The 21566-nt window shown below is 49.4% G+C and carries 19 protein-coding genes, 2 tRNA genes and 1 pseudogene; 3 read left to right on the top strand and 19 right to left on the bottom strand.

Annotated elements, in window-relative coordinates:
• Positions 1–119: 119 nt before the first annotated feature.
• On the top strand, positions 120–878 hold the full coding sequence (locus QMK20_RS06430) for a DeoR/GlpR family DNA-binding transcription regulator (protein WP_044644752.1): 759 nt from the start codon (positions 120–122) through the stop codon (positions 876–878).
• 47 nt (positions 879–925) lie between these two features.
• On the top strand, positions 926–1798 hold the full coding sequence (locus QMK20_RS06425) for a Cof-type HAD-IIB family hydrolase (RefSeq protein WP_283655064.1): 873 nt from the start codon (positions 926–928) through the stop codon (positions 1796–1798).
• Between the two features lie 129 nt (positions 1799–1927).
• On the opposite strand, the gene QMK20_RS06420 is transcribed toward QMK20_RS06425, so the two are convergent.
• From QMK20_RS06420 to QMK20_RS06410, 3 genes are all read right to left on the bottom strand, one after another.
• Positions 1928–2016: transfer RNA gene (locus tag QMK20_RS06420), tRNA-Ser, on the bottom strand.
• A 1-nt stretch (position 2017) separates the two neighbouring features.
• Positions 2018–2093, bottom strand: a tRNA-Asn gene (locus QMK20_RS06415).
• A gap of 44 nt (positions 2094–2137) precedes the next feature.
• Positions 2138–2638: a SprT family protein gene (locus tag QMK20_RS06410; RefSeq protein WP_283655063.1), complete on the bottom strand. Its 501-nt coding sequence runs from the start codon at positions 2636–2638 to the stop codon at positions 2138–2140.
• 160 nt (positions 2639–2798) lie between these two features.
• On the opposite strand from QMK20_RS06410, the gene cmpA reads away from it, so the two are divergent.
• Positions 2799–2933, top strand: a complete 135-nt coding sequence (gene cmpA, locus QMK20_RS06405) for a cortex morphogenetic protein CmpA (RefSeq protein WP_007429337.1) — start codon at positions 2799–2801, stop codon at positions 2931–2933.
• A 101-nt stretch (positions 2934–3034) separates the two neighbouring features.
• On the opposite strand, the gene QMK20_RS06400 is transcribed toward cmpA, so the two are convergent.
• From QMK20_RS06400 to iolA, 16 genes and pseudogenes are all read right to left on the bottom strand, one after another.
• A complete protein-coding gene (locus tag QMK20_RS06400; protein WP_283655062.1) occupies positions 3035–5257 on the bottom strand; it encodes a Tex family protein in 2223 nt (740 codons plus the stop codon).
• A 182-nt stretch (positions 5258–5439) separates the two neighbouring features.
• Positions 5440–5790 (bottom strand): type II toxin-antitoxin system PemK/MazF family toxin, encoded by a 351-nt coding sequence (locus QMK20_RS06395; RefSeq protein WP_007429335.1) that lies wholly within the window; start codon positions 5788–5790, stop codon positions 5440–5442.
• A 6-nt stretch (positions 5791–5796) separates the two neighbouring features.
• The gene (locus tag QMK20_RS06390; protein WP_007429334.1) at positions 5797–6078 is read right to left on the bottom strand and encodes a CopG family ribbon-helix-helix protein; all 282 of its coding nucleotides are present in this window, start codon (positions 6076–6078) and stop codon (positions 5797–5799) included.
• Between the two features lie 294 nt (positions 6079–6372).
• Complete coding sequence (gene alr, locus QMK20_RS06385; RefSeq protein WP_283655061.1) at positions 6373–7569, bottom strand: alanine racemase; 1197 nt, start codon at positions 7567–7569, stop codon at positions 6373–6375.
• 261 nt (positions 7570–7830) lie between these two features.
• On the bottom strand, positions 7831–9153 hold the full coding sequence (locus tag QMK20_RS06380; RefSeq protein WP_283655060.1) for a LolA family protein: 1323 nt from the start codon (positions 9151–9153) through the stop codon (positions 7831–7833).
• Between the two features lie 116 nt (positions 9154–9269).
• A pseudogene (locus QMK20_RS06375) lies at positions 9270–9576 on the bottom strand (hypothetical protein).
• 244 nt (positions 9577–9820) lie between these two features.
• A complete protein-coding gene (fba, locus tag QMK20_RS06370) occupies positions 9821–10693 on the bottom strand; it encodes a class II fructose-1,6-bisphosphate aldolase (RefSeq protein WP_349361956.1) in 873 nt (290 codons plus the stop codon).
• Positions 10694–10746: 53 nt separating this feature from the next.
• Entirely contained in the window at positions 10747–11598 is an 852-nt protein-coding gene (gene iolI, locus QMK20_RS06365) for a 2-keto-myo-inositol isomerase (protein ID WP_283655058.1), read from the bottom strand.
• A 105-nt stretch (positions 11599–11703) separates the two neighbouring features.
• Positions 11704–12579, bottom strand: coding sequence for a sugar phosphate isomerase/epimerase family protein (locus QMK20_RS06360; protein ID WP_192510392.1), 876 nt, complete (start codon positions 12577–12579; stop codon positions 11704–11706).
• Between the two features lie 137 nt (positions 12580–12716).
• The gene (iolG, locus tag QMK20_RS06355; protein ID WP_283655057.1) at positions 12717–13745 is read right to left on the bottom strand and encodes a bifunctional inositol 2-dehydrogenase/D-chiro-inositol 1-dehydrogenase; all 1029 of its coding nucleotides are present in this window, start codon (positions 13743–13745) and stop codon (positions 12717–12719) included.
• A gap of 32 nt (positions 13746–13777) precedes the next feature.
• Positions 13778–15205 (bottom strand): sugar porter family MFS transporter, encoded by a 1428-nt coding sequence (locus QMK20_RS06350; RefSeq protein WP_283655056.1) that lies wholly within the window; start codon positions 15203–15205, stop codon positions 13778–13780.
• Between the two features lie 5 nt (positions 15206–15210).
• Entirely contained in the window at positions 15211–16116 is a 906-nt protein-coding gene (gene iolE / locus QMK20_RS06345) for a myo-inosose-2 dehydratase (protein ID WP_283655055.1), read from the bottom strand.
• 17 nt (positions 16117–16133) lie between these two features.
• Positions 16134–18044, bottom strand: a complete 1911-nt coding sequence (gene iolD, locus QMK20_RS06340; protein ID WP_283655054.1) for a 3D-(3,5/4)-trihydroxycyclohexane-1,2-dione acylhydrolase (decyclizing) — start codon at positions 18042–18044, stop codon at positions 16134–16136.
• Positions 18045–18058: 14 nt separating this feature from the next.
• On the bottom strand, positions 18059–19075 hold the full coding sequence (gene iolC, locus QMK20_RS06335; RefSeq protein ID WP_283655053.1) for a 5-dehydro-2-deoxygluconokinase: 1017 nt from the start codon (positions 19073–19075) through the stop codon (positions 18059–18061).
• A 22-nt stretch (positions 19076–19097) separates the two neighbouring features.
• Positions 19098–19934 carry a 5-deoxy-glucuronate isomerase gene (iolB, locus tag QMK20_RS06330; protein ID WP_283655052.1) on the bottom strand — a complete coding sequence of 279 codons (837 nt, stop codon included), beginning with the start codon at positions 19932–19934 and terminating at the stop codon, positions 19098–19100.
• Positions 19935–19949: 15 nt separating this feature from the next.
• Positions 19950–21413 carry a methylmalonate-semialdehyde dehydrogenase gene (gene iolA, locus QMK20_RS06325; protein ID WP_283655051.1) on the bottom strand — a complete coding sequence of 488 codons (1464 nt, stop codon included), beginning with the start codon at positions 21411–21413 and terminating at the stop codon, positions 19950–19952.
• Positions 21414–21566 lie beyond the last annotated feature (153 nt).

Below are 21566 nucleotides of genomic sequence, written 5' to 3'. Positions count from 1 at the left end.
AAATTTGCTCTTTTCACATTAATCAGAAGCATAAAAAGAGATTATATTGCAAAATAACTTAACTTTACTTATAATCACTTACATAATACCGAAATCATTTTGAACACAAGGAGCTTTGTATGTATCAAGAAGAACGGATGCTAAAAATTGTGGATTACCTACAGCTTCACAAGCGTATTTCGGTGGATGATATTTGTGAATTTTTTAATGTATCACGAGATACGGCCCGCCGGGATCTGGTAAAGCTAGAGGAGCACCAGAAGATTATTCGAACCCGTGGCGGTGCCCTTCTGCCTACACTGGATCATGAATTAACCAGAAACTATAAAGAGAGACTGCTCACCGTATCCGCAGAAAAACAAATTATCGGACAAATAGCTGCCAATATGGTTCGTGACGGAAATCGCATCATACTCGACTCCTCCACCACTGTGCAGGCATGTGCCGAAAGACTCCATGTACAGGAGTGCTCGGTCATTACCAATTCGATCAATCAGGCTGATGTTCTTTCCGAAAAGGACGGCGTTTCCATTCATCTGCTCGGCGGACGCTTGCAAAAGGAGCACCGTTTTGTCTACGGTTCCTCCGCCATCGCTACCCTGTCCCGCTATTTTGTAGACAAAGCTTTTGTTGGGGTCGGGGGCATTTCTCTCCATGGACTGAGCATTAATCATGAAGAGGACGGTATGCTCAAGCACCAAATGATGAAACAGGCCGATCAGGTGATCATTCTTGCGGATCACTCCAAATTCGGCAAAAACCTTTCTTACCGCTTTGCCGATTTATACGAGGTGGATATCGTTATCACCGACCGCTTGCCAGACCCGGCCATGCTGGATGTTTTTCGCCGTCATGATGTTGAAATTATTGTTCCGTAAAGGAAGAAGTTGCATGAGACATAAAGAAGAAGACAGGAGATGGAGAAATGAAACTGTTTGCGATTGATTTGGATGGAACTCTGCTAAACGACGAAGGAAAAATAAGTAAGGTGAACGCGGACTCAATCCGCAAGGCACAGCAGCAAGATATTCAGGTAACCATTGCCACGGGCAGAGCCGCTTATGATGCCTGGATCAAGCTGGAGGAAGCAGGACTTGTCACCCCCGTCATCGGGGCAAACGGCGCGACCGTACACGATGCACAGCGTCGCCAGCTAACCTCTACGCCTATGGACCGGAATGAAACGTTTGAAGTGCTTAGCTGGCTGCGCGAAAACGATTTTTATTATGAGGTCATGACAGACCGCGCTATTTATTCTCCACAAAACGGTCATCAGCTACTGGCTGTTGAAATGGATCGCCTGTTAAGCGCCAATCCGGATATTTCGCTGGATGCTCTGTTACATGCAGCCGAAAAACAATATGAACAGACCGGACATACCCGTATCCCCTCGTATGAAGACATTCCGCTGGATGTAGAGATTTATAACGTGCTGTGCTTCTCCTTTGATCAAACCAAGCTGAACCGGGGTCGTGAGCGTTACCGGGATTTTCCCGGCCTGAACATGGTCATTTCCTCAGACCGCAACTTCGAAGTCGAGCATAAGGATGCTTCCAAAGGAAACGCACTACGTTATCTGGCAGATTATTTGAGTATTCCCATGGAGGAAGCCGCAGCGGTAGGAGACAGCTATAACGATATTTCCATGCTGACAATGGTAGGTAAAGGCATCGCTATGGGCAATGCAAATGACGACATTAAGGCCGTCTGCTCTGAAGTTACCCTGACCAATGTAGAGAATGGCGTAGCTCATACTCTCCTAAATATACTGGATCAACTTACGAAGCCGACCTTTTAAACTAAAAATTCACATGCTGTGCCACTTTTTAGATCATCGTTATTTTCAGAATCGAATATAGACAAAAAAAGACGCTCGCAAGCATCATCCGATGCATACAAGCGTCCTTTTTCTGATTTGAAAAACCAACGGAGAGAGAGGGATTCGAACCCTCGCACCGCTTTCGCAGCCTAACCCCTTAGCAGAGGGTCCCCTTATAGCCACTTGGGTACCTCTCCATGGCTCCCCGAACAGGACTCGAACCTGTGACAACTCGATTAACAGTCGAGTGCTCTACCAACTGAGCTATCAGGGAACATTACTGTAAATTATCATACAGTATATTTAATTTACCATGATTCAGGGGGTGCCGTCAAGTGCCAGCAGACGAAGTTTACCTCCGCATTTGCCGCAGCGGTAACGCTGCGGGTTCATTTTACGCTTCCGTAAGTATTCCTGACTACATGAGGCGCACACCAGCTTGTAGCGATAGGGCTGCGGCTTCCGTTCCGCTCTCCCCGGTAGAGTTTGGCAATGCCTGCTCCCTCCTACACGGGCCAACCATGCTTTGAAATCCGCATCTCGGTGCTGGTAGCCCATCCCGCGCAAATGCAAATGATAATGGCACAGCTCATGCTTAATAATTTTTTCCACCTCGGGCCGCCCGTAGGCTGCAAGCTGATGCGGATTAATTTCAATATGATGGCTTTTCATAAAATATCGACCGCCTGTGGAAGACAGACGCGAATTAAAGCTGGCACGATGGCGAAACGGTACGCCAAAACTCTCCATTGAAATGTGCTCCACCCATTCCTGAAGCTCTTCCTCGCTCATGGAATTGCTTATGGACTTGGACTCCATCCTTCCCCAATCCCCTCCTTTGCTCCATACTGCCAAGCATATTACAAAATAGCGTCCAAAGTCTAACCCTCAATTCATAAGCCATTCAATTGATAAGCACACTTTAGGCACCCACCCCATATGCTAAACATACAGATGTAACGCAGAGGAGGAGATTGGCTTGCCTCAATGGCTCAGCAACCAGCTTATGCGGGCCTTTTACAAAAAGGACCGGCGCCAGATCAAACTGTTGAATGACTGTTGGTTTTTTTATCATAAAGCACCGGGTGTAGAGTTTGATGCCAACAATGGGTAGAAGTTCAGGGCAGTAAAAAATGAAGGCCGGAATCTCCGAAGTGGTTCGGAGATTCCGGCTTTTGTTATACCCTAAAGGCGGTTATACGGATTTGTAGAGTATTATGCCTGCGATTGCGCTTCTGCCGGAGCTTTCATCGTCAGACCGACCCTGCCTTTTTTCAAGTCTACATTCAGCACCCACACGGTTACGTTATCACCAACGGATACGACATCCATCGGATGCTTGACGAAGCCGCTGCGCAGCTGCGAAATATGAACCAATCCATCACTCTTGATGCCGATATCGACGAACGCACCGAAATCAATTACATTGCGGACGGTTCCCTGAAGCTCCATGCCCGGTGCCAGATCCTCGATCTTGAGCACATCCTTACGGAATACAGGCAACGGCAGCTCGTCACGCGGGTCGCGGCCCGGACGCTGGAGGCTGTCCAGAATATCCTTCAACGTCGGCACGCCGACTTTCAGCTTCGCGGCCAGTTCGTCAATGCTGGACACGTTCAGCGCTTCCGTCGCAGCCTTGGTGCCCAGATCGTGGGCGCTGATGCCCAGTTCAGCCAACAGGCGGTCTACGACAGCATACGATTCAGGGTGAATCGGCGTGCGGTCCAGCGGATTTTCTCCACCCGGTATACGGATAAAACCAACCGATTGCTCGTAGGTTTTCGCGCCAAGACGCGGTACCTTTTGCAACTGACGACGGTTGTTGAATTTGCCGTTTTCCTCACGGTATTTCACGATATTTTTGGCAATTGTCGAGTTAATGCCCGCTACATAGGACAGTAATGCCGAGGAAGCGGTATTCACATCCACACCGACATGGTTAACTGCCGATTCAACAACATCCTTCAAGCTTTCATCCAGATGCTTCTGTGACACATCATGCTGGTACTGGCCTACACCAATGGCCTTCGGCTCAATCTTGACCAGCTCGGCCAACGGGTCCTGCACACGACGTGCAATGGATGCCGCGCTGCGCTCAGCCACGTCCAGATCCGGGAACTCCTCCTGCGCCAGCTTGGAGGCGGAATAAACGCTCGCGCCTGCCTCATTGACGATCAGGTACGCCAGGCTGCTGTCGCCAATATCTGCGATGACTTCAGCCACGAATTGCTCTGTTTCACGCGAAGCCGTTCCGTTACCGATGACGATCAGCTCAATGCTGTATTTGGCAATGAGCTGCTTGAATTTCTCGGCAGCCTCACGCTTTTTGTTGTTCGGCGGTGTCGGATACGTCACCGCGACTTCCAGCAGCTTGCCCGTATCATCTACGACCGCCAGTTTGCAGCCTGTCCGAAACGCCGGATCGACACCGAGCACACGGCGGCCCTTGATCGGGGCCTGTAACAGCAGGCTCCGCAAATTGCCCGCAAAGATAGAGATGGCCTGCTGCTCGCCCTTCTCTGTCATTTCAGCGCGCACCTCACGCTCAATAGAGGGTGCGATGAGCCTTTTATATGCATCCTCAATGACGTTGCGCAGCAGCTCTTCCACGGCGGATGAGCCTTTAATCACTTGACCTGCGACGTAATTGTGAATCGAATCGGGCGCTACCTCCAGTCCGACCTTGAGAATGCCTTCACGCTCTCCGCGATTAATCGCCAAAATACGATGAGGCGGCATTTTCTTAGCCAGCTCACGATAGCTGTAGTAATTCTCGTAGACAGACTCTTGCTCTGCATCCTTCGCTTCGGAGGTTAGCATGCCATGATCCAGTGTATATCGACGCACCCATTGGCGAATACCCGCGTCGTCCGCTATATTTTCCGCTAAAATGTCCAAAGCTCCTTGTATTGCCGCCTCAGCGCTGTCCACTCCCAGTTCCGCATTCACATAGGACTCAGCTTCCTTCAGAGCATCACCCTGCTTCGGCTGACTCCAGATCCAGATGGACAACGGCTCCAGCCCCCGTTCCTTCGCCACACTCGCGCGGGTTTTGCGCTTTTGCCGATATGGACGGTACAGGTCCTCCACTTCCTGAAGCTTAACCGCAGCAGTGATGGCAGCCTGAAGGTCTTCTGTCAGCTTGCCCTGCTCATCAATAATGCGAATGACCTCTACCTTGCGGTCCTCCAAATTACGTAAATACAGCACACGATCTTCAATTTCACGCAGCTGATTTTCATCCAGTTCCCCAGTCATTTCCTTACGGTATCGTGCGATAAAAGGAATCGTATTCCCTTCATCCAGCAAACTGATCGTCGTCCGGATTTGCTTGAGTGCCAGCGACAGCTCTCTCGCCACTTGTTTGACAATCCGCTCCTGGCGTTCTGCTTCGTTCGGCTCCTGCCGGACTTCCATCTTCGTTTCCTCGTTAGACAAAGCTATCCCTTCTTCCTTACAACTCTTGTCTTTCATCATGTCTTTCATTATCACAAAAAAAGAATCAAAGCGCCAGCACGTAACGATGAGGCCAGGCCCAGCCTGCATTTTTCATCGGACACGCAAAAGGACAGCGCCCACGCGCTGCCCTTTTCCCGTTTCACTCGTCGTTCCAAAAATGCCTAAAAATCAATCAAACCAAGACTGATTTGTAGCGAATCGCTCACTTTGCGCATGGTTTCTTCATCCAAATGGGTGATTTTGTCGGTAAGCCTTTGCTTGTCAATCGTCCGAATTTGCTCCAGAAGAACGACAGAATCGCGATCAAAGCCATGCGTCGCCGCGTCGATTTCCACGTGTGTGGGTAGCTTCGCCTTTTGAATCTGGGCGGTGATGGCCGCCACAATCACGGTGGGACTGAACCGATTGCCGATATCATTTTGGATGATCAGCACAGGTCTGACGCCACCTTGCTCGGAACCGACTACGGGTGAAAGGTCTGCAAAAAAAACGTCGCCGCGCTTTACGATCAATATGGATTACACCCCGCTAACTGTACGGCCCAAGGTGCTGTTTGCATCTTCCTCCGCATGAAAGGCTTCGGAGGCCATGGTCAAGTTAATTTTAGCCATCTCCATATAACCACGCTGCATGGCTTCACGAATGTAACGTTTCTTACGTTCGCCCACATACAGCTTCATGGCCTGCCTGATAAATTCACTACGGTTGGAATTTTCCATGGCTACGATCCCGTCCACTTCCTGCAAGAGATGATCCGGCAAACTGATCATTATTCTTTTGGTGTTCTGCAAATTGGCCAACTTCTCTTCCACCCCCAAAACCTTGTCGCCATTGTACCATTATAACGTTATTCCCGGTAATTTATTCAAACGGAATACAAGAGAATGTATATGATATTCGTATATCATCTATGCTGTATTCCATTATAAACTACGCAGTTCGTTTTCGTACAGGCGTTTGATCCCCGAAATACAAGTGTCAGCGGAGCCTGATGCGTCGTTTTGACAGTTACAGCGCTCTTTTCTTTCCTTTGTACATATTTCGGGACGTTCTGCGAAAACTCCTGCTTTTATCCGGTAATTTGCGTCATGAAATTAATCCCAGCGGGTTGGAAGAAGCGAATTCACTCGAACGACAGGAGTATCTCCCCGTGTATAAACACGCGGCACCCTGTGTGCGATCATGCAGATCACCTCATAGTGGATGGTACCCAGCTTGGATGCCAGCTCATCCGCCGCAATCGTTTCGCCGGACTGCTGGCCGATGAGAACAACCTCTTCGCCGATTTGAATTTCTTCCGCATCCTCTGCGAAAGATTGTAAGGATACCATACACTGATCCATGCAAATGGTGCCGAGCACCGGGACGCGGCGGCCGCGTATCAATACTTCGATGTTCCCACTCAGCATGCGGGAGTATCCATCCGCGTAGCCAATCGGCAGTGTGCCAATTCGTTCTTCCTCAGTGGTCACGTACCGGGTGCCGTAGCTAACCCCCCAGCCGGGAGGGAGCGTCTTGGTGTAAACCACTGCCGTCTTTAATGACAATACAGGCAGCAACTCAATGGCTTGCCGATTAACCTCATCAGATGGATACAGGCCGTAAATACTGATGCCAATCCGCACCATATTGGGGGAAAGCGCAGGGGTATCAATGGTGGCCGCGCTGTTGCCCGTATGTATAATGGGAATGGTGATGCCTTGTTCCCTTAGCGCTTCCGCCACGCCCTGAAACCGATTATACTGTTGCAGTGTATAGCTTTTGTCTTGTTCATCCGCGCGGGCAAAATGGGTGTACATGCCTTCCAGCAGCACTTGCTCCAACTGGTGAGTCTGCCGGACAAAGGCAACTGCCTCTTCTCCAGGCAGCAGGCCCAGTCGTCCCATGCCGCTGTCTATTTTGATGTGCACCTTCAGCTTGCGTTCGCTTCCTTTGCGGTCCAGTCTGCGAATACCCTCCAGCACTTCTTCACTGAACACAGTCAGTGTAATATCATGCTCCCAAGCCGTCTGCACAGCTTCGGGCAGGGTATAACCGAGTACAAGGATAGGCAGTCTGATCCCCGCCTGCCGAAGCTCCAGCGCTTCGTCCAGAAAAGCGACGCTCAAGTAATCCGCACCAAGGCGTTCCAATTCCTTTGATATTTCCACGGCACCGTGTCCATAGGCATTAGCCTTGACACAAGCCAACAACAGCTTATCCGCTGGCAATGCCCTGCGAAAAGCCTCATAGTTGGCGCCAAGGTGATTCAGGTTGATTTCGGCCCGGGTCGATCTGTATTGTGCTTGCAAAATCCAGTCACCTTCTTCAATTGTTAGCCTGTAACATAGCCTCTTACCATTCGAAATGGCAAAATCCTTACTTCCAAAGGTTAATGGTAATGTTCAGAAACGTGGCTGTCAATGGCAGATGGCGTTTGCCAGCATCCTCCATAAAGAACATGACTCCCAAGCGAGCGGTGCACACCTCTAGACCTCGAATGAACAAAAGACGGATACGGGCGGAAGCAGAGTAAAATACACTCTAAACCGTCTGCATCCGTCTATAAAGTTTTATTTACCCGATTGATCCTGTATAGAAGCGGCAATTTGTATCATTTCGCTCACGGGCAGGTCAGCACTGGTAATACGGAACTCTATGCCGTCATTCATCCAGGTCATCGTCTGCTGCTCACTACCCGTCAGAACAGCAAAGCTTCCTCCAATATCGACCAGTTCACCCGCAGCCAGCGAAACGGCCCGATCTTTCGGACGCGCCTCCACTAGCGTATAGTTATACGTCCCACTATACCGTAGCATCACCGCATGTGTACCATTGTCCTCCAGCTCCGGCGTATCCTTAATCTGTACCCCGGCCGGCGTATAGGACGGTTCAATCAAGCCGAACTCACCCATCACAGCTTCAGCAGCATCCGTGCCTGCCGATGTCCCTGTTGCTGCATCAGATGCACCCGGGGTTTGCTGCTGCGTCTCTGTGTTGCCCGCTGTATCCGGCTTGGCCTCCGTATCCGTGCTGCCCGTCGCGTCCGCGCTATCCGGTTTTGACGTATCGCCTGTGGCAGCTCCATCCATCGACGCTTCTCCTGACGGCTGCTGTGCCTTCTCTCCTGCTGTTCCCTGCACTTGTCCTTGCTCGCCCGAGATTACGCCAGTCGTGCCATCAATCGTACCTGTAGGATCTAGTTGCCCGCTGGAATCCACTGCTCCGGCCGAAGGCGTCCCTTCATTTCCCTTACCTGTTTTTCCAGAAGCCATATTGCGCTCCATATCAAAAGAGTCCTTGTCGAACTTCGTATCAAACGCAAATTGATCGAATTTCAAATCCACAACTACCTTCGCATTCGCATCAGATACCTGTACCTGAGTGGGTGCATAGTTATTTTTGGACAGCCATATTTTTTGCCTTACCAGCGCGTGGCTGTTGTAGTTTGCCGCTACATCGAACACATAGGATTTATCGTCCGAAGCCAGCTGACGTGAAGCATCGCCGATAATACTGCGAACCAGCGTTTCATACAAATATACCTGGCCCTGGTTGTTCGGCCAATCGCTTTTAAAGCGGAAGCTCTTATTCAGACTGGGCGTCAATACGAATACACCCTCATCATTTCGCAACACGATCTGAGTAACATCCTTTTTCTCATTCGTCATGGCAATTCGGTAATAGGAAGGCTTGCGGTAGGAAATGTCCACCTTGTACTCCTGCGGCGTGTCGCCGGTATGCAGCGTCATCAAAGCTGTACCGTGGTAGCTGTTCAGGTCACTCACCACGTCACTCAAATCCTTAACCACATCATCCGCGCTCTTCTTGCCGCACCCGGCCAGCAGCAGCGTTACACACATGACCATGGCAAGCATCCATGAAATCCGGCGCATATCATCAACCCCTTCAGCACATGTTTTAAATGAATTAGTACATGTCTATGAAGGACTTGTTCGATTTATGCAGACTGGCATGACAAGCTTGAGAGCTTGGATGGCGATTTGTATTGCTACAAAAGCTTTTGAACACTAATGATAAATTCATACCAAAAATACATCGAAAAACCGATTAAAACAACTCCGGCACTGATCGTGACCCACTTAATTGCCGTTCGATTCATCGCTTTTCGAGTAGTTGCTACGATAGTCATTAAGCCTAAATCATGAATCAGAATACCAGATTTCCAGGTGAAATAGCTACGAGCAACCCATTTTTGTATGAAGAGAACAACGTTTAGTAATAAAATTAACTTTCATTCCTCCAAGGCCCACAATCCATCCATGCATAAACCCGTTCTTTAGCCCTTGTTTCGTCATCTCAACCGTAATCGTACCCACAGGCAGTGCTATAGAAAAGCCCAGTAAAACATATGTAAAAAGCAATCCCGTTACAAAACCTCTTTCATTAATAATGTATAAAAATACATTGTATACTATGGAAAATAAAAATCGATACATTTTGCCTACTTTTTGCGCACGAAAAAAAGCCGTTCCCTACACGGTAAAATCCGCACAGGAAGCAGCTTTGAAATTACTTTGAAGGCTGTGTTCTCTAATCGCATTACACGGTAAAACGCGCATCTGCCTTATGACTCGTGCCAAACTCTTGCATCTTCCCTTTGACCACAGCAGTAATCGCTGCCGTACCCGGTGTGAGAATTGTTTTCGGATCATAGACATGGGAATCACTCGTTAATACGTTACGAACGGCCTTAGCCCAAGCCTGAATGCATTCGGTATTGACGTTGATTTTGGCGTGGCCCAATTCAATCGCCTTGGTAATCTGATGCTCAGGGATGCCGGAACCACCATGCAGTACAAGCGGGATGCCCGTCAATTCCGAAATATGCTTCATTTCAGCAAAGCCCAGCTTGGGCTCTCCCTGATACGGCCCGTGAACCGAGCCAAGGGCGGGCGCCAATGCGTCAATTCCCGTTTCCTGCACCATGCGTGAGCATTCCTGTGCATCCGCGTACCGGATTCCGCCCACCAGCCCGTCTTCCATCCCTCCGACCGTACCGACCTCTGCTTCCACAGAGACCTTATAAGGACGCGCATAATCTACGACTTGTCGGGTCATCGCTATATTGACATCAATCGGATCATGAGAACCGTCAATCATCACCGAGCTGAACCCGGCATCAATCGCTCGCTTGCAGTTCTCTACCGTCCTGCCATGATCCAAATGAAGCGCCACCGGAACGGTAATCGACATTTCCTCCATTAAGGCGCTGACCATCACTGCAATCGTCCGATAGCCTCCCAAATATTCTACCAGCCTGTCGGAAGCAGCCACAATGACGGGGGCATGCTCTTCCTCGGCTGCCTGTAAAATCGCTTTAGCCCATTGTAAACCGTTTAAATTGTACTGTCCCACCGCATATTTCTCGTCTTTGGCTTTGAGCAGCATCTCTTTCATGGACACGAATGGCAACGGCATAGTGGCCCTCCTTTCCGGGTATCTCTATTTCCAGATCATCTGACCGATTATCTGACTTCCTGCCGAATCTCATAAACGCCGGACACCGCCTGAATGGTTGTCTCTTTGGCCGTCCGGATGGCTTCCTCGGCATCCAGCTCATAATATTCCGGCCGGAACAGCTCCACCGATACAACGTCCGAGAAGCCAATTCCTTTTAAAGTGGACAAAATGCTCTCCAAATCAATGGCGCCAAGTCCCGGCCATACCCGGTCCTCATCGGTCAGAAAACCAATTGGGAAATCCTCGGTGTCGTCAATGTGCAAAATAAATATTTTCGAGCCGTCCGCCTTTTGCAAATCCTCCAAACGTGAACCCATCGCATGGAAATGGAAACAATCCAGCACCAACCCAACATTAGCCCGATCCACCGCCTCGACAATATCGTAAGCCTGACCAAATGTATTAACTGTACATTGCGGATGCCCCACAAACTCGACCGCTATACGGATGCCGTAAGGCTCAGCTAAATCCGACAGCTCTTTCAAAACAGACACAGCGCTTTGACGAATATCCTCTTTGCGTATTTTTTCTTCTGTCACCAGCGGAACGGCTACGATGTATTGAATCCCCAGTTTTTGGCCTGTAACGAGCATTTCTTTAAATTCACGAATGATTTCCTGATATCCGGCTTCGTCACGATTGTTGAAAAAGACTAACGCGTTGAACGCCAACGGCTTAATATGATGAGTGTTGAAATACGCTACCAAATCGTCAATCGTATGATCCTGCAAGTATTCCGGTAATTTATCCATCGTGCGAATTTCAATGTAGTCGTAGCCGTGCTGTTCACAAAGCTCCAAATCCTTCACCAGATTGGAATTTTGCAGGGTCGTCGCCTGATTAAAACATAGCTTCATCGTCTGCACCTCTCTCCTGTTATGAGGAAACACCGTAGTCCCAGTTCGAACGGGTCTGCCCAAGGCGTTTCGTAAAATATCTTCAAGTTCCGGTTATTGCCTTGATCATTTCGTCGGTGACGCAAGTCCCAAACCATCTTTGATTTTGTTCAGCATAAAGGTGCTGGATTCATCTGCCTTTTCCATCCAGGCAAATACGGAGTTGGTGGCAATTCCGTCGAATTTCATCTCTTTTAACTTACGGAAGATGGTGTCAAAATCCACTTCTCCCTCGCCAATGTTCAAATGCTGATGGACCGTCGCTTCGACGCCGGGAGGGTTGACGATATAACGCAGGCCGTCAGCAGCTTTGTGGTTAAATGTATCTGCAAACAGTACATGCGTCAGGCGGTCGCCTGCATAGTCGAACATGGGCGCAATATCGCCAATCCCATCATCATAGAAAAAGGTATGCGCCGTGGAATACACCAGGTTAATCCAAGGTTTGTCGAGCGCCCGAATCATATCCACTGCGCCCTGATTGGTTTCGATAAAATCATACGGATGCGCTTGCAGATTCAATTTCACGCCTTCCCTCTCAAAAACCGGAAGCAGCTCATCCATGGATTTGATAAACTTTTCCTCGCAAATATCCGCGTTAAACTTGGAGCCGTTAAATTCGCTGTTCATCAGGTCCACATCCAGCTCCACCGCGATTTCAATGGCACGCTTCCAGTTCCGCACGGCAGCCTCGCGGCGATCTTCGTCTGGTCCGGCCCAATAATATAGCGGCAGCAACGATGAAATTTTCACTCCTGCGTCGTTTAGCCACTTTTTCAGATTTTTAATCTGAGCCTTATCGACCTTGGGATATTTGTAAAATGGACAGAAGTCCTCACGAGGTGACAATTCAATGTAGTCATAGCCCAATTGCGCCGTTTTATCTACCATTTCTTTCAACGGGATATTTTTGTACAGGGTTGGGTCCAACGCTAATTTCATATTTCATTCCTCCATTTTTTGTGATGATTTTTTAGCCTTACATCAAAAGCTGTACCAGACAAGCATATGAGCATCTAAGGCGCTACGGGGTCGGATGAAGTCCCTCACAAATTTTTGTTATAAGTCTTTTGTTGTGATTATTGATGAACGACATTTTGGTAGAAGGCTGGCTTATCTCCGATTGTAACCGCTTCCTTAACTCCGCTTGCTTGTGCCTTCACACACGCATCGGCTGTCACTGCGGCAATGTAGCCGTCCCATGAGGTTGGGCCTTTCGGTTCGCCTGTTGCCTTGATCGAATCAATGAAATCCTGCAACTCCCGGTCATAGGCATCTATAAAGCGTTGCTTCCAATCCATCAGCAAATCCACGCCCAGTTGAGCTTCCTTGCGGTACACAATGCCCGGCACCTCTGGCAGCTTCGCTACACCCTCTTCACCAATAATCTCGCATTGGATGTCATAGCCGTATTTGCAATTCACGAACACCTCGGCTTGAATAGCGATCCCGCCTTTGGTTTCCAGCATAATAATTTGAGGGTCCTTCAAATGGCTTGATGCATGGCGCGTTTTCTTAGGATATACGACCTGTACGGAGGTATAATCATCATCGACGAGCCAGTGCAGCACATCTATTTCGTGAATCAGCGTATCGGTAATCGCCATGTCAGTCGTGTAGTTATCGTCTACTTCCGGATTCCGGTGTGCGGCGCGGATCATGAGCGGCTCTCCGATAAAACGATTGTCAATCGCTTGCTTCAATTGCTCGTAGCCCCGGTCATATCGGCGCATAAAGCCCACTTGAACCAGTCGCTTGCCATGCTTGATCTCTGCTTCCACGATGCTTTTGCAGCCTTCGGCTGTCGTAGCCAGGGGCTTTTCACAAAAAACGTATTTTCCTGCCGCAATCCCCGCCAGCACGCTCGCCTCATGTGCAGGTCCCCAGCTCGTAATAATGATCGCATCTACATCGGATGCAGCAACCAGTGATTTATCATCCGGGTACACGACGGCATCCAGCTTGAATTGCTCAACCGCACTTTTGGCAGCTTCCGGGTTCACGTCTGTGACTGCTACAATTTTACCGCCGGACAGGTTGTTGGTAATTCGTCTGATATGCTCGCGTCCGATGGCTCCCGTTCCAATAACTCCAATATTTAATGTCATGTTGTTGCTCCTCCTCTAATTCATCTGTACGATTATTTCATTTGCACGATCTCTTCAAGATGCTTGCCAGCAACGGGCTGTTTGCCGTGATTACGGAAATTATGCTCGACTTGCTCCAATGTAAGCCCTTTCGTTTCTGGCAGGAATTTTTTGACGAACAGGATTGCGAGAATGCCAAGTACGACGAAAATGTAAAATGTTGTGGACAATCCCAAGCCCCCGAGCAAAACCGGGAACAACAAGCCAATAATAAAGTTCACAATCCAAAGGAAGAAAACGGTTAGTCCCATACCAAAGCCACGCAAACGAAGCGGGAATATTTCCGACAGCATCAGCCAGGTAACCGGAGAAATGGCTCCCTGTTGGAAAGCAAGGAACGTGACGGTCAATGCCAATACTACATAAGGCAGGGCAGGTGATCCTGCTAACGTGCTGGAGAAAATGGAAATGAGCAGCAGCGCCGAGGTGGTCCCGATCAGCCCCGTCATGAGCATTGGACGACGGCCCACTTTGCCAAGTAGCCATATCCCTACAAAGGTCGCCAGTACGGAAATCGCACCGTTAGCAATGTTGCCTATCAGAGCGGCCTGGGTTGCAAACCCCGCATTTTTTAATATTTCGGTGCCGTAATACATGATGGAGTTCACGCCTGTAATCTGCTGAACCACCGCGATACCAATACCGATAAGCAAAATACGACGTACCCAGGGAACCGCCAAATCCTTAAAACCTGCTTTTTGGATATCAGACTCTTCTGCCAGATTGGTTTTGATTTCTACCAATTCGCTGGATGCCTGCTGTTCATTACGAATTGTTTTCAATACGTCCAGAGCCTGATCATTTCTGGCCTTAGATACAAGCCAGCGTGGACTTTCTGGTACACGCAGCATACCGAAGAACAGGAATAAGGCGGGTAGCGCTGCAATGATGAGCATATAACGCCATACATGTGGATGCTCGCCCATCGTTGTACCGAGAATAGCATTGAAAATAAAAGCAAGCAGCTGACCACTTACGATCATTAATTCGTTTTGGGTGACGATCCGGCCGCGCCTGTCGGCGGGAGACATTTCCGCCAGATATGAAGGCACGGTTACGGATGCGCCACCAACAGCTAACCCGAGCATAAAGCGGCATATAATCATCACCGTGATGTTCGGTGCGAGCGTACAGCCAAGCGTGGAGATAAAGAACAGGATAGCGAGGTACAGTATATTTTTTCTGCGACCGTTGTAATCGGATAATCTGCCGCCGAACACTGCACCAAACGCAGCGCCGAACAGCAGCGCGCTGGCAACTAAACCTTGTGTAAGCGCTGTAAGATTAAGCTGATCTTTGGCTGACATGTAAGGAAGCGCACCGTTAATAACTCCAGTGTCATATCCGAACAGCAGGCCACCCAAGGTAGAAATGATGACGATCTTGCGCAAAAATGTATTTTGAACTGCCCCGTTACTCAATTCGTTCACCTCTCCTCTGTCTTCCCTAAAGTGTGAGCAAGTAAAGCTTCATTAATATACTTGCGAGCGATCAGCGCGTACTCCAGAGGGTGCGCAACCGCCGGGTCCTGTTCCGCTTCGACAACAATCCAGCCGCTATACTGATGCTTCAAGAGCACTTCGTACACTTTGCTGAAATCGATGCATCCATCGCCAGGGACCGTAAACATGCCCATCAGGAAGGAATCACGGAAAGATTTTTTCTCTTTTTTACAGCTATCCAGCACTTTCTTGCGTGCATCCTTGAAATGCACATGCTGAATGCGGTCCATATGCCGATGCAGCAGCGTCAGGTAGTCTCCATCTGACACATAAATATGGCCTGTATCATAAAGCAAATGTACATACTTCGGGTCGGTATTTGCCATGAGACGATCTACTTCTTCCAGCGTCTGCACACCTGTTCCCATATGATGATGAAATACCAGCTTTAACTGATATTGCTCTGCAATCCTGCCCAGCTCATTCAGCCCTTGGCACAACTGGCTCCATTCTTCATCTGTAAAATAAGGCTTGTCGGAAAAAACGCATCGGCCTGTGCCTTGTATGCTGTATGTTTGCTCGGAAACAACTGCCACACTGGCATGCACCTGCTGCAAATAAGCACAATGCTTGTGGAAAGCCGCCGCTGCTTCCTCGATACCGTCACGAATGATGTAGCTGCTGAACCACTGTCCGGCAATTTTCAGATTGCGTAGCTGTAATTCTTTATTCAGGATTTGGGGTTCAGGGAAAAAGCCGCCTACCTCTGTTCCGTCAAATCCAGCAACGACAATGTCACTAAGTAGATGCTGAAGCGTGTTGTCTGCCCCGATTTCCGGTATATCATCGTTTCGCCAGCCAATCGGGGCAATCCCCCACAAAATAGACATGAGCCAGACCTTCCTTCCTAGTATTGTTTGGCGTTTTCCAGCTTTTTCTCTTTGGCCTCATACGCCTGTTGTACGTTGTCTGAATCAGATACTTCGGCTACACCGACATGCCACCAGCTATCATAGCCATCCGTCATTGTCTTCGGCAGCACCTTCAGTTCAATGAGTGTGGAAACCGTCTGGTTTTTCGCGTCTTCGAGCGCTGCTTTTAATTCCTCTACCGTATTGGCACGGTAAGTCTTCGCTCCATAGCCTTCGGCTACTTTGGCATAATCTATATTGAGAATCTGATTGTCATGTGTACGGAATTCACAATAGTAGCTGCCGCTGCCATGCTCCATCTGCAAATTGTTAATACAGCCATAGCCCGAATTGTCGAATAGCACAATGTTGATTTTCTGATTGTATTGAATCGAAGTAATCAGTTCGGAATGCAGCAGCAGGAAGCTGCCATCACCTACGATGGAGTATACTTCCTTATCCGGTTCCGCCAATTTCAGTCCCAACGTGCCGGATACCTCATACCCCATGCAGGAGTAACCATATTCGATATGATAGGTGTTCGGGACGGCAGGATTCCATACGCGCTGCAAATCCCCCGGCAAAGATCCGGCTGAGCTAATGATGATACTGTCTGGCGCAATCGTATCGTTAACTGCGATCAAAGCCGTCGTTTGCGGCAATTCGGTCTGGAGAGCGTCCGCATATTCATTCAGCACTTCCTGTGTAAACTGGTTTTTCACCTCTGGTGTAAAGCCTTCTCGACTAAAGGTCACTTGGCTTAGACGGTCACGTTCGGCTAACCAATCCTTCTTCAACCGTGAAATGGTGTCTCCCCACGTGCTTGTGTAGCCTTCCAACCGGGAGCCAAGCTGTTCCAGCGTTGTTTTGGCATCTGCGACAACCTGAAATGCATCCAGTTTGTACGCTTGCATACGACTGACATTGATATTCAGGAACCGGGTCGTATCCCACTCAAAAGCCGTTTTCGAGGATGTGGCAAAATCGGTGTATCTTGTGCCAATCCCGATGATCAGATCCGCCTGTCGCACCGCCGCATTTGCTGCTGCCGTTCCGGTGATACCCACGCCGCCCAGGTTGTTTGCAAACGTGCTTTCCACCGTCGATTTCCCGGCCTGTGTTTCGACCAGCGGAATCTGGTATTGCTCGGACAGCGCGATCAAAGCTTCGCGTGCCTCAGAGTATTTAGCACCGCCGCCGACCAGAATCACGGGCTTGCGGCTCGCCTTTAAAATATCTGCCGCACCCTGTAATTCCCGTTCGGACGGCAGCTTGCGGTCGATATAATGAATGCGCTTACTAAAAAACGATTCTTCGTAATCGAATGCTTCGCCCTCCACATCCTGAGAAATACAGATCGTTGCTGGTCCTGCCGTGGCCGGATTCGTCATCGTTTCGAACGCCCGAATCAGGCTGGACATAAGCTGCTCGGGGCGGGTGATGCGATCCCAATAGCGGGACACGGGCCGCAGCGCGTCATTGGTCGTGATGGCTGCGCTGTGCTCCTGCTCCACCTGCTGTAGCACCGGATCAGGCTGGCGTGTAGCAAAGGTATCCCCCGGCAGCAGCAGCACAGGGATGTTATTCGCCAGCGCTGTACCTGCGGCAGCCACCAAATTAGCTGCGCCCGGTCCGACGGATGTCGTGACTGCGTATATTTTTTGCCGCAGTAGCTGTTTGCTGTATGCAATAGCTGCGTGGGCCATGCCCTGCTCATTTTTCCCCTGAATAATCTTCAAGTGACCTGATTCCTGCTCCAGCGCCTGTCCGATGCCCAGTACGTTTCCGTGTCCAAAAATGTTAAATATACCTTCTACAAATGGAAACTCTCGGCCATCGATATGCACGTATTGCTGATTCAAAAAGCGTATTAACGCTTGTGCGGTCGTCAAACGAATTGTTCGCATCGTCTGCTCTCCTCCTATCTGTACTGTTTGGCTTCATTCTCCGCGATCAGTTGCTCGATCTCTGTGGCTGTCGGCATGGCATCGGAAGAACTGTGCTTGCTCACCACAATAGAAGCCGAGGCGCTGCCGAATCTAAGAGCCGTTTCAATATCCTTGCCCCGCAAGAGTGCATACAGGAACGCGGAGGCATAGGAATCGCCTGCACCAAATGTTTTTAAAACCTTCGTCTTATAGGCTCGGCCGCTGAACGTTTCTCCTGTGTTGGTATAAGCGTAGGAGCCTTTGACCCCATGCTTGATCACGATTAACTCCGGTGAATGCTGAAACAGATAGCGAATCGTCTGCTCATTGGCTTGCTCTCCCTGCTCATCGTCAGCCGTTTGATTTTCCAAAGCATCATATTCGTCACGAGTGCCTATAACTACATCTGACTGCTCGGCAACCAGTGCGTAGTACACTGCCGTTTCCTCCGGTGTGGCCCACGAATACGGACGGTAATCCAGCTCAAACACCACTTTAACGTCATTTTTCCGTGCCAGACTTACCGCTTTCAGCATCGCCTCGCGGGAGGGACTTTTGGACAAAGCTGTCCCTGACACGAGCAACAGCTTGGCTTTGCGGATATATTCCTCATCCACCTCGGACGGGGTCAGGTACAAGTCCGCCACATCCTGACGGTACATCAGAATACTGCATTCATCCGGACTTTTAATTTCGGTAAAAGCCAGCCCGGTCTTGTGCCCTTCCTGATCCACCACGATATTGGAGGTATCAATGCCTGTGTTGCGCATGTATTTTTCAATAAAACGTCCATGCTGGTCGTCAGCAATTTTGCCAATAAATCCGGCCTTCAAGCCCAACCTGGAACCCCCAATCGCGATATTCGCCGGGGAACCCCCTACATATTTGGTAAACGTCATCGTCTCTTCCATCGGGCGGTTATATTCCGTTGCGTTCAGATCAATACAAGCTCGACCGATGGCAATCAGATCATATTCTCTCTCGGTGGGACTGTTGAATTCATATTTCACGGGCTGTTTCTCTCCTCTCCGGTTAACGCTTCAATATCCATTCATGCGCAGGATCATTATGAAACTTCCAAATACGTGTCGGTCCAGCCATGACATTCAAATAATAGGACGTATAACCGTCCGGCACACCCACCGGATGATATCCCTTCGGTACAATGACCACATCGCCGTTCTCCACGGTCATCGTCTCATCCAGCAAACGGTCATCGGTATAGACACGCTGAAACACAAAGCCCTGCGGCGGGTTGATTTCATGATAATAGGTTTCTTCCAGCAATGATTCATCTGGCAGACGATCCCGGTCATGCTTATGCGGAGGATAGCTGGACCAGTTTCCGCTATCCGTGAACACTTCAACCACTAACAGACTGTTCGCACCCGGATCGGAATCCGGTAAAATGTTATGCACCGTGCGTTGATTATGATACTGCCCCCGATGCTCCACCTGATTATCTGCAGCCCGAATGAGCCGGGTCGGTAGCTGCTTGGTCGAAGGAGAGTAGCATAACGCAATCCGGGCTGGCGTGACCGCCTCCACCTGAAAAGCACTATCATTGGATACATACACACTATCGGTCGGTATTTTCTCAAACACGCTCGTTCGCGTGCCTATATTCTCATAAGTTTCTCCCTGCGCGGTAACATGAATGCGGCCTGTGACCGCCACAATACAGCATTCCATTTTGCCCAGTTCCTCGGCGTACACTTCACCCGGAGCCAAATCCACGATTTTAAAACCGATATAGGATAATGGCGAATTACTCGCTGTTACATCATGGACGAGGGTCCCCGTTTTCGTAGTTGGTGTAGTTGTTGGAGCTTCGTTATTCGTGCCTGGTTTTCGCAGCAATTTGCTCATCTCTCTACTCCCCCCTCACTCAAAAACAGGCTTGGGATACCGCGCTGTCACAACCTTTTTGCGGGTATAAAATTCTACCCCATCCTTACCGTTGGCAGGTAGTGTTCCGAAGAATGAGGATTTCCATCCCGAGAAAGGGAAGAAAGCCATCGGTGCGGGTACACCCAGATTTACGCCCAGCATGCCTGCGTCGATATTTTCACGGAAATAACGAATCGCTGACGCATTCGTAGTGAAAATACATGCTCCATTTGCAAATTCAGATTGGTTGGCAATGTCTACCGCTTCCTGGAGATGCTTCACACGGATAATGGACAGCACAGGAGCAAAAATTTCTTCCTTCCAGATCGTCATGTCCGTAGTTACGCCATCAAAAATCGTTGGCCCGATAAAAAAGCCTTCGTCCGACACACGTTCACGCCCATCACACAATAAAGTGGCTCCTTCTTCAATGCCTTTTTCAATGTAGCGAATGGTTCGTTGCTGATTTTCTTCCCGAATGACCGGACCGAGGAACACCCCATCATCCAGCCCATTGCCGATTTTCAGGCTCCCTGCTTTTTCTGTCAGCTTGGCTAGAAGTGCGTCCGCAATTCCTTCCTCCACAGTAACCACGGCGCATGCCATACAGCGCTCACCTGCTGAACCAAAAGCCGAAGCTATAATGTTCGTCACCGTATCGTCCAGATCCGCATCATTCAGCACAATGGTATGGTTTTTCGCTCCCGTAAGAGCCTGAACACGTTTGAGATTTTCACTACCACGCTTGTAGATGTATTCCCCTACCGGCTTGGAGCCGACAAAGGAAATCGCCTTGATCTGCGGATGATCCAAAATACCGTTGACCACATCATGAGCGCCGTACACCACGTTAAATACACCCTTTGGCAGTCCGGCTTCCGTAAACAGCTCCACCAGCTTTTCAGTTAACAGCGGCGTTCTCTCGGAAGGCTTCAAAATAAACGTATTTCCCAGCGCAATCGCCATCGGGAACATCCAGCACGGTACCATCATTGGGAAGTTAAAAGGGGCAATGCCGCCAACCACTCCTATCGGATACCGATAGTTCGCCACTTCCACATCCGTTGCAATTGTCGCCAACGAGTCACCCATCATCAAGGTAGGCGCTCCAGCGGCAAACTCCACATTTTCGATCCCACGTCCAACCTCACCCAACGCTTCGGACAAATTTTTACCGTTCTCAATGGTGATCAGGCGGGCCAGCTCTTCTTTGTGCTGTATGAGCAACTGTTGGTAATTGAACAAAATGCGGGCTCGGCGCGGGACAGGGACCTTCTTCCACTGTTCAAAGGTACGGGCGGCAACCTCTGCCGCGTAATCTGTATCCTCCTGCGTCGAAATCGGCACCAGCGCTACAACCTCTTTCGTAGCTGGATTGTATACTTCCTCATAACGTGTTGTTTTGCTCTCTACCCATTCTCCGTTAATGTAGTTTTTCAGTTTCCGTGCTTCAGACATACATTGTTCCTCCTTGCGGCTATTTGGTTGATGCTGAAGTAAGCTCTTGGTTACATTGGGACAAAATTCATTCACAGGGGTGCTAAACCATGGTGTTAATCCCTCTTTTCATCGTTTTTTTGTTATCTTTTTGTTATGTTTTGGTCATAATCT

This window comes from Paenibacillus sp. RC334, from assembly GCF_030034735.1.
Taxonomy (GTDB): domain Bacteria; phylum Bacillota; class Bacilli; order Paenibacillales; family Paenibacillaceae; genus Paenibacillus; species Paenibacillus terrae_A.
This window is presented reverse-complemented; position numbering and strand designations above follow the sequence as displayed.